Origin of the sequence: Streptomyces sp. NPDC086519, assembly GCF_040686075.1 — a bacterium.
Lineage (GTDB): Bacteria > Actinomycetota > Actinomycetes > Streptomycetales > Streptomycetaceae > Streptomyces > Streptomyces shenzhenensis.
The window spans coordinates 173358-182675 of sequence record NZ_JBFBJL010000015.1; the positions used below are offsets into that span (position 1 = coordinate 173358).

8 protein-coding genes are annotated in these 9318 nt (G+C 69.5%); 4 read left to right on the forward strand and 4 right to left on the reverse strand.

The features are described 5' to 3' along the window. Positions 1–25 precede the first annotated feature (25 nt). Positions 26–679 carry a helix-turn-helix domain-containing protein gene (locus AB0P24_RS16955; protein ID WP_365794599.1) on the reverse strand — a complete coding sequence of 218 codons (654 nt, stop codon included), beginning with the start codon at positions 677–679 and terminating at the stop codon, positions 26–28. 104 nt (positions 680–783) lie between these two features. Between AB0P24_RS16955 and AB0P24_RS16960 the strand changes: the two genes are divergently transcribed. The 4 genes from AB0P24_RS16960 (at position 784) to AB0P24_RS16975 (ending at position 4387) form a co-directional block, all read left to right on the forward strand. Beyond that, positions 784–1692, forward strand: a complete 909-nt coding sequence (locus tag AB0P24_RS16960; RefSeq protein WP_365794601.1) for a VOC family protein — start codon at positions 784–786, stop codon at positions 1690–1692. 46 nt (positions 1693–1738) lie between these two features. After that, entirely contained in the window at positions 1739–2281 is a 543-nt protein-coding gene (locus tag AB0P24_RS16965; RefSeq protein ID WP_365794603.1) for a flavin reductase family protein, read from the forward strand. Beyond that, a complete protein-coding gene (locus AB0P24_RS16970) occupies positions 2278–3132 on the forward strand; it encodes an alpha/beta hydrolase (RefSeq protein ID WP_365794605.1) in 855 nt (284 codons plus the stop codon). The genes AB0P24_RS16965 and AB0P24_RS16970 overlap by 4 nt, the downstream gene beginning before the upstream one ends. A gap of 73 nt (positions 3133–3205) precedes the next feature. Then, entirely contained in the window at positions 3206–4387 is a 1182-nt protein-coding gene (locus tag AB0P24_RS16975; protein ID WP_365794607.1) for an acyl-CoA dehydrogenase family protein, read from the forward strand. Positions 4388–5407: 1020 nt separating this feature from the next. Here the strand turns inward: AB0P24_RS16975 and AB0P24_RS16980 are convergent. The 3 genes from AB0P24_RS16980 to AB0P24_RS16990 form a co-directional block, all read right to left on the reverse strand. Next, positions 5408–6430 (reverse strand): LacI family DNA-binding transcriptional regulator, encoded by a 1023-nt coding sequence (locus AB0P24_RS16980; protein WP_365794609.1) that lies wholly within the window; start codon positions 6428–6430, stop codon positions 5408–5410. A 356-nt stretch (positions 6431–6786) separates the two neighbouring features. Further along, positions 6787–7917, reverse strand: a complete 1131-nt coding sequence (locus tag AB0P24_RS16985) for a cellulose binding domain-containing protein (protein WP_365794611.1) — start codon at positions 7915–7917, stop codon at positions 6787–6789. 195 nt (positions 7918–8112) lie between these two features. Further along, a partial coding sequence (locus tag AB0P24_RS16990; protein ID WP_365794613.1) for a glycoside hydrolase family 48 protein occupies positions 8113–9318 on the reverse strand: 1206 nt, incomplete at its 5' end.

Genomic DNA, 9318 nt, shown 5'->3' on the forward strand with positions numbered 1-9318 from the left:
CCCGACGTGATGCCGGGCCTCCCGGTCAGGGTCCGGCCCCGGCCGTCCCGTCCGCCCCCTGGAGGGCTCGGCACACCTGATGGCTCAGGGCGTCGGCCAGCATGGCGGACAGGGCGTGGAAGTCCCAGTCGTCGCCCGCCGCCATCGCGATGAACAAACCGTCGGAGGTAGCGAGGGTGAACTGCGCCAGCCGACGGGAAAGCTCCGGGTCGCGCGCACCCACCTCGTCGGGGAGCAGGACGGACCACCACTGCGCCAGCGCGTCGAGCACCCGCCGCCTGATGGCCAGGAAGGTCTGGCGGGCCGAGGAGTCGGCCATGCGACGCTCCAGCGACAGCAGCAGACCGAGCCGCCAGAAGCCGTGGCTGAAGTCGTCGGCGGTCAGCCTCTCCCGCAGAAAGTCGTCCAGCCGCTGCTGGGACCGCGGACCCGACTCCCTCGACCACCCGGTCTGCCGCGCCCACTCCTCGAAGCTCTGCTCGATGAGCGCCGCGAAGAGGCTGTCTTTGTTCTCGAAGTGCCAGTACACCGACCCCGAGGGCAGTCCTGAACGTTTGCTGACCAGCGCGATCGTGGTGCCCTCGTAACCGCGCTCGGCCGCGAGTTCGAGCGTCGCCTCCAGGATGCGGCGACGGGACTCTTCGGTCTGCCGGTGCTGCACGCCGGCCTTCTTTGCCATGACCTCTTGCTACCACACGTCTACGGGGCTACCGTTCCCGGCAAATCTCTAGAATGTTGATTCTAGATTAAGCGATCAGTCACCTTCTCGATCGGCAGGTCACCGTGATCCAGTCACTCGCCTACCTCGGCATAACCACCCCCTCCTACGAGCAGTGGGCCACCTTCGGTCCCGACACCCTGGGCCTCGAACTCGCACCACGGCGCGACGACGGCACCGTCCTGCTGCGCATGGACGACGCCGCCTGGCGGCTCGCGCTGCACCCGGGCGAGAAGGACGACGTCGCCTACATCGGGTGGAACGTCCCCGACGAACGCACCGCCCGCACCATGGCGAAGAGCCTGGCCGACCACGATGTGCAGGTCACCGACGGCACGCCCGAACTGGCCCGTGCACGGGCGGTGGAGAACCTGCTGTGGTTCACCGACCCCTTCGGCCTGCGCCACGAGCTGTCCTGGGGCCGCGACTACTACCCGTCCACGTTCCGGCCCGGCCGCCCGCTGAGCGGCTTCAAGACCGGCGAGCAGGGCATGGGCCACATCGTGCTGCTGGTCCCCGACCTGGCGCAGGCCGACGCCTTCTTCAGCGGCGTCCTCGGCTTCAAGCTGTCCGACCGCATCGTCATCGACGGCCAGGTACAGATCCGCTTCTACCACGTCAACGGACGCCACCACACGCTCGCCATCGGCGAGGTCCCCGGAGTGACCGGCCTCCAGCACCTGATGCTGGAGGTCAACGACATCGACGACGTCGGCACCGCGCTGGACCTGTGCGAGCGCGACGAGGTGCCGCTGGCCCTCACCCTGGGCCGGCACGTCAACGACCTGATGACGTCCTTCTACCTCCACACCCCCGCGGCGTTCCAGATCGAGTACGGCTGGGGCGGCATCGCCGTGGACGACCTCTCCTGGGAGTCGCGTACCTTCGACCGCTTCAGCATCTGGGGCCACCACCAGACCGAGGCGTCCAAGCAACTGCCGCCCGCCCTCATCACCCGCGGCCAGCAGCCGTGAGCACCCTGTGCAGCGCGCCGTACAGGAACGACAGAAAGAGCCCGCGGTGACACTCGTCGACCACCAGGACCCTGCCACCTTCCGCAGAGTCCTGGGGCACTACCCCACCGGTGTCGCGGTCATCACCGCAATCACCCCGGAAGGTCCCGTCGGCATGGCGGTCGGCACCTTCACCTCCATCTCGCTCGACCCGCCACTGGTCGGGTTCTTCCCCGACCGCAACTCCTCGACCTGGGCCCGCATCCGCACCGCGGGGGCCTTCTGCGCCAACGTCCTCGGCGAAGACCACGAGGCCGTCTGCCGCGTCTTCGCGTCCCGGGACGTCGACCGCTTCGCCGCCGTCGACTGGGTGCCGGGCCCGACCGGCTCACCGGTCCTCACCGACGCCATCGCCTGGGCCGACTGCCGACTCGCCGACGACCACCCCGTCGGCGACCACGACCTCGTCGTCGGCCACGTCATGGGACTCGCCCTGCGCCCCGGCGAACAGGCGCAACGCCCGCTCGTCTTCCACCGCGGCCGGTACGGAACCTCCACCACCGCGACCGCCGCCCTCTCGTCCCTGCCCCTGGAAGGAGCCTGGCTGTGACAGCCGTCGCCCTCACCGAGGAGAACACCAGCCGCACCGTCACCACCAAGGACTGGACGCTGCACTACAACGAGGCAGGCCAGGGCCACCCCGTGGTCTTCCTGCACGGCAGCGGTCCCGGCGCCACCGGCTGGAGCAACTTCTCCGCCAACATTCCCGCGCTGGCGGAGCGTTACCGGGTACTTGCCGTCGACATGCCGGGCTGGGGCCGGTCCGACACCATCGAAGGGGGCGAGCGCGACCACACCGCCGCCGTGCTCCAGTTCCTCGACGAACTCGGCATCGAGAAGGCCGCCTTCGTGGGCAACTCCATGGGCGGCATGACCGCCCTGCGCCTGGCCGCCCTGCACCCCGACCGCGTCTCGCACCTCGTCACCATGGGCGCGCCCGCGGGGAAGGGCGGTCCCGGTCTCTTCGGCCCCGGCGACGGCCCCAGCGAGGGGCTGAAGGTCCTCGTCCGCGGCTACGCGGACCCCACAGAAGCCACCATGGCCGAACTGGTCGACGTCATGACCTTCCACAGCGGCCCCGACCGTGAGGAACTCGCCCGTGCCCGGGCCGCGACCGCGCAGGCCCGCCCCGACCACCTGAAGAACTTCCTGGAGCACCTGAATCGGACACATCAGGTCGGCACCGCCGCCACCGACGGTGAGATCGCGGCCATCTCCGCGCCCGCGCTGCTCATCCACGGCCGTGACGACCGTGTCGTCCACTTCGAGAACTCGCTGCGCCTGGTGTCGACGATTCGTGACTCGCGCCTGGTGCTCCTCAACCGCTGCGGCCACTGGGCCCAGTTGGAGCACGCTTCCGAGTTCAACCGGCTGGTCGCCGACTTCATCGCCCAGCACTGACCACCGACCCGCTGGTCCACCGCCCTACTGCCCCACTGCCCCACTTGCCCCTCAAGGACGAGGTTTCACTTTCATGCACGAGGTAACCGAGCGCGTCGAGAAGCTCGCCGCGCAGTTCGAACAGCAGGCCGTCAAGGACGACGAAGCAGGCCGGCTCACCGACGAGACCGCCGCGATGATGCGCTCCGCCGGAATCGTCCGTCTGCTACAGCCCCGCGAGTTCGGCGGCTACGAGGCCGCACCCGGCGAGTTCTACCGCACCGTGATGGCGCTCGCGGCCCGCAACCCCGCCGCAGGCTGGGTGGGCGGCGTCGTCGGAATCCACCCCTGGGAGCTGGCCCTCGCCGACCGGAAACTCCAGCAGGAGCTGTGGGGCGAGCACGGGGAGAACGCCGACACCTGGGTCTCCTCCCCCTACGCGCCCAACGGCCGCGCCCGCAGGGTCGAGGGCGGTTACCTGTTCTCCGGACGCTGGCCCTTCGCCTCGGGCAGCGACCACTGCGACTGGGCCGTCCTGGGCGGCATCGTCACCGACGACGACGGCAACATCCCCATGCCGCCGGACATGCGGCACTTCGTCCTGCCCCGCGCCGACTACGAGATCCAGCAGGACAGCTGGGACGTGATCGGCCTCGCGGGCACCGGCAGCAAGGACATCATCGTCCGGGACGCCTTCGTCCCCGACCATCGCACCCTCGACGCGCACGAGGTGAGCGAAGGCATCCTCGCCGAACGCAACCGTCCCGGAAACCCCCTGTACGCGATGCCGTTCGGCGTGATGTTCTCCAGCGCCATCAGCGCCTCCACCCTCGGTATCGCCGAAGGCGCCCTCGCCGCCTTCCTCGTCTACACCCGCCAGCGCGTCACCGTCGTCGGGAGCCGGGCCGCCGAGGACCCGCACCAGCTGTCCAGCCTGGGCGAGGCCGCCGCCGACCTGGACGCCAGCCGCACCCACCTGCTGGCCACCATGGACCGCATGTACGACGACGTCCTCGCCGGCAAGACCGTCACCATCGAGGCCCGCGCCGAGGCACGCCGCAACCAGGTCCGCGCCTCCCGCCGCGCCACCGACGCCGTGGACGAGCTCTTCCGCCGGGCCGGCGGCGGCTCGCTCCGCCGCGACCAGCCCTTCCAGCGCTACTGGCGCGACGTCCACGCCGCGATGAACCACCTGTGCAACGTCGCCGACAGCATCTACGAGGGCTGGTCCCGGGACCAGTTCGGCCTGCCGGCCGGAGTGCGCGTCCTCGTCTGATCCCCACCCCCAAGACGCCCCCGCCGCGACCGACCGCACCGGCAGCAGCGGGAGCCCGCGCAACGACCCCGGTCCTCACCCCTGGCCGGGGTCGTTGCCACCTCCCCACTCAGGCCAGAACAGATGCCAAGAATCTCCGATCGAGACCTTGAAGGCGTCGCCGACGCAAGCGACTCCCTGATGAATTCGCAGTTCAGGCGGCTTCAAGGGTCAAGCCGGGCACTCGACCCGCTCCACGGACGGAAACAGGTCGCCCTGGACGCGGATGCGAAAGCAGCAGGTCAGAGACAGTTTCCGGACGCAGATGAAGGCCATCGGGCACGCGGAGCGTCACACAAGCGTCACGGCGAAGACGGCGGGGACGGCTGCGCGGCGGGTGCCTGGTGGGCGCTTCGCCTACCGCCGGCCAGTGGACGAGGGCAGCCGGACGGCCCCCCGTCCGTCGCCCCGGCACCACGACCTCTGCCCCCGTGCACCACCGGTCTGGTCAGACCTGCGGGCCACATTCCTGATCACGGCGTTGGTCGGACGGCTCCTCGGGGGCGTACCGCCACCGTCCGTGCCATGGGCTCGGCCACGACTTTCCCGAGGTTGGCGCCGCCTTGCCGGCCGGGCGGTGCACCATCGGCTCGATCTTCCGGACGGACAGGTGAATGACGACAGCAAGGCAGCGGGTGCGGCAACGCGATCAGAATCGCTGACGGTCAGCGGAATCGCTGCGCGGCCCAGCGTCGTGCAACTGACCGGAACCCCGTTCGCCCGGCACTGATCTCACCGCACGCACTGCAACGAGCCCGTTGCCAGGACGATTTCGCCCACCCCGGTCCGGTGGCTGGTGACGTGCGTACGCGAGACGGCACCGAAGCGGAAGGAAGCGCATTGGACGTCGCCGCACAAGGCCGGTGACAGGTCGTGAACACCACCGGCTCCGCACCCGGGCCTCGAAACCGATGGTGCCGGAGAGGCCCGTGGACAGCACCCTCGCAGAGGACGGTCACCGCGGACGGGCGCGGACGGTCGTCAGGACGAACCACGAACGACCAGCTCCGTGCGGAGAATCACGTGGCGCCACGCCACGGACGGCTCCTCCATCTCCTCCAGCAGTAGTCTGATCATGGCACGCCCCATCTCCTCCACCGGCTGACGCACCGTGGTCAGACGCGGCTCGGTGCGCTGAGCCAACGGGAAGTCGTCGAACCCGATCACGGCGACGTCCTCCGGCACCCGCCGTCCCGCCGCGCGCAGCGCCTGCAGCGCCCCTGCCGCCGAGGTGTCCGACGCGGCCAGCACGCCGTCGATCTCAGGGTGCCGTTCAAGGAGTTCCGCCACGGCGCGGCGCCCGCCCTCCTCCGTGAAGTCACTCTCTGCGACCAAGGACGGCGCGCCCTTCAGACCGGCCGACTCCAGGGCATCCTGATACCCGCGCAGCCGGCACTGCGCGACGTACATGTCCAGCGGCCCTGTGATGGTGGCGATCGCCCTGCGGCCCTGTTTCAGCAGGTGCGAGACGGCGCTTCGGGCACCGCCCAGATTGTCCGCGTCCACGTAGCTGACGTACTCGTCGCCCGACCGGCGCCCCAGCAGCACGGTCGGCAGCCCCGCCTCGGCAAGCATGTCCGGCAGCCGGTCGCCCCCGTGCACGGACATCAGCAGGACCCCGTCGACCCGGCCGCCGCGCGCGTACTCCAGGAAGCGCTGCCGTTCGCTCTCCGAGCGGACCAGAGTCAGCATCAGTTGCATCCCGGTGTCCCCCAGCGCATCGCCGAGCGAGCGGACGATCTCCGAGAAGAACGGCTCCGCGAACTGCCTCCAGTCCGGCTCCGTCAAGACGAGGGCCACGGCGTCGGCCCGCCGACCGGCCAGGGACCGGGCCGCGAGATTGGGCACGTATCCCAGTTCCTCGATGGCACGTTGCACGGCCCGGCGTGTCGACTCCTTCACACCAGCCGCGTTGTTGATGACCCGGGAGACCGTGCCCCGCCCCACCCCGGCGTGGACGGCCACCTCTTCCAGCGTCGGCGCTCCAGGGCGTCGCCTTGCCATGACCACCTCCCCCACCCGCGAGATCACCGATCTTACGGGCCAGGGGAAGTGGGCACACGACTTCCGCACGTGATCAACCGTGCTCGGCGGACAGGAAGTCCTGACCGCGTCGGTGGCCGGTGCGGGGAACCCCGGTCCCGGCAGCGCGGCTCCCACGGCTCCTCAGGCACCTCGTGGATGCGGTCGTGGTGAAGGTCGTCAACAGGTCTGCTCTGGACGAAGCCGTACCCACCCGGCTGAACACGGACGTCAGACGGGTGGGTACGGGGGACGGATGCGCATGCGCGTCCGGCGCGCGGTTCACCACAGGCGCCGGCCAGGACGCGCCCGGTCTCAGGCCGCCCCCGCCGGCACCGTCAGGCGGTGGTGCAGGACGTGCCGTTCAGGCTGAAACCGGCCGGTTTGGCGAAGGCGCCGTCGTAGGTGCCCTGGAACCCGAAGGAAACCTGGCCGCCCGGTGCGAGGGACGCGTTGTACGCCATACCGCTGGCCGTCACCGCTCCCGACGAGGCAGAGAGGTTGGCGCTCCAGGCACTCGTGATCTTCTGCCCGGCGGGCAACGTGAACGCGAGATTCCAGCCGTCGACGGGGGATGACCCCGCGTTGGTCAAGCTGACGTCGGCGGTGAAGCCGCCCTGCCACACATTCGTGCCGTACGTCACCCTGCACGCCGACGAGCCGCCTGAGCCACCCGTCCCTCCAGTGCTGCCACCGACGTCGACGGTCGAGGAGAACGACGACACCGCCAGTCCTGCGCCGTTCTGCCAGGGCTCGAACCCGGCCTGAACACTCGTCAGGTACCAGTTGTCCTGGCCGAGTCCGCGGGAGACGGCCTGACGGACGAAGTCCATCACGTCGAAGTTCCAGCTGTCGATCGCCGACGGCGCGACGAAGGACAGTACGTCGTTGGAGCCGTTGTTCCCGGACCACACCTGCCACGAACGGCCGGCCACGGTGGCGCTGCCGGTCGGCGAGCCGACCGGCTGCACGCCTCCCACGTGGTTGAACCAGATCATGATCTCGGTGCGGTTCACGCCGTCGGTGCGCGGTGTCGGGTCCAGCCAGATGTCGTACGCGGCGTCGTAGGCCGCACCGCTCACGTAGCTGTAGGAGATGCCCGTGGGCGCACTCGAGATCGAGCTCAGCCGGGCCGGGAGGTTGGTACCGGGTGAGCAGTTGGTGTAGTGGCAGCCGTTGTAGACGGACGGGTAGGACTTCGGCGCGCCGTTCGTCGGGACCGAGCCGTCGGCCTGGGCGATCCTGAAGCCGGAGTCCGTGACCGTGATGCACTGGGTGGCGCTGGTGCCCCACCGGTTGTTCTGGACGACGTATCGGCCCTGGATCGTGGTCGAGCCGAACTGATCACAGATGGTCGTGTCGGCGTGCGAGGCCGGAGCGGCGGTGAGAAGCGCCGCCAGCGCGACGAGTGACGTGAGCAGCGCGCCGAACAGAGCGTGCGCCCTGCCGCTGTGCTTCGACTGTTGCATGCGGATCCTCCGCTGGGATGTATGGGGAGCAACGAGAGCGCGCCACCGACTGGGAGCGCTCCCAAACGTTCGCCCGGGGCTGGATGGTCATGCCCCCGACAAATGCCGGGCGGTCCCTGTGCGGCTGGGGACCGCCCGGCCGGGTGACCCCGTCTCCCTGCGACGGGGTCGCGTGCGCGGAGCTTCAGCGGGGGCTTATTCGAGCAGCTCCGCGTACGAGCCCATGGCCAGCGCGATGTCCGCCTGGGCCCAGAACCGGTGATAGGTGAAGCTGGGCGCGGCGCCGCCCTTGAGGTAGGCCTCGATCTTCGACCAGGCCGGGTCGTTCTTGTAGAAGGACCTCAGCGAGGTGAAGGTGGCCGAGGAGTTGATCGCGTCGCCGTTCGGCATGACGCCGCTCCAGCCGCTCGGCACGTACACGCTGTCGCCGAACCGGCTGTAGTCGCTGCGGGTCTCGGGGACGGCGACGCCCAGGCTGTCCTGGTAGTTGTTCCACATGCCGTCCAGCAGCGCCTTCGCGGTCGACTTGGCTGTCGCGTCACCGGACTTGGCGCCGTAGTACGTCAGCGTCTTGGCGTACGCGGCCGCCACGCCGACGTCGTTGGTGTAGTCGGCGACGGTGACGTGAAGTCCGCTGTTGGATCCGGGCGACGACGGGTTCCAGGTGTCGGGCTGGCCGGACCAGTGGAGGGTGGAGGGGATCTGGTAGGTGCCGTCGGGGTTGATCGTGGTCTTGGACAGCGCCCACTTCACCCACTTGTCGAGGACCGCCTTGGCCTGTGCGTTGCCCGTCTGCTGGTAGAGCTCGGCGACCCGCTCCATCGACCAGGCCTGGAAGCCGAACCACTGGTTGGACGGCGGGTCGTGATAAACGGGCTGCTCGTCGTAGAACATGCCGTAGAAGGTGGGCGTGCCGGCCGGCGGGGTGGCATACCGGCCCGCCCAGCTGTTGGTCGCGCCGCCCGCGATCGCGCCCTCGGACGACTGAAGCCACTGGTAGAACTCCAGCTGCCGGGTCAGCGACTTGCTCCAGTCCCCCGCGCTGGTCGGCGACTTGGGCTTCAGGTCGGCGTCGGAGCTGAGCGCGTACGCTGCGAGCGGGTTCTGGTAGCCGCTGTGAGCGTAGCTGGAGCCGATGCGCCAGGCCCAGCCCCCGCTCGTGTCGTTCGAGCCGCCCCAGGCGTAGTACCAGGACAGCAGGTAGTGGGAAGCGTCCTTACCGGTGCCGGCCGGGCACGTCGAGGCCCCCACGCAGTTGCCGATCTTCTTGAAGTACTTGTCGTACATGGCGTAGCGCAGATAGTCACCCATCTTCGCCGCCTTGCCCACGGTGGCGGAGACGTCACCGCCCTTGCCCTGCTGCTTCGCCCACACGTCCGCCCAGTACGCGGCCTGCACCGC

Coding starts and splice junctions, on each gene's coding strand:
- AB0P24_RS16955 (WP_365794599.1), bottom strand. CDS start 679: ATGGCAAAGAAGGCCGGCGTGCAGCACCGGCAGACCGAAGAGTCCCGT.
- AB0P24_RS16985 (WP_365794611.1), bottom strand. CDS start 7,917: ATGCAACAGTCGAAGCACAGCGGCAGGGCGCACGCTCTGTTCGGCGCG.
- AB0P24_RS16980 (WP_365794609.1), bottom strand. CDS start 6,430: ATGGCAAGGCGACGCCCTGGAGCGCCGACGCTGGAAGAGGTGGCCGTC.
- AB0P24_RS16975 (WP_365794607.1), top strand. CDS start 3,206: ATGCACGAGGTAACCGAGCGCGTCGAGAAGCTCGCCGCGCAGTTCGAA.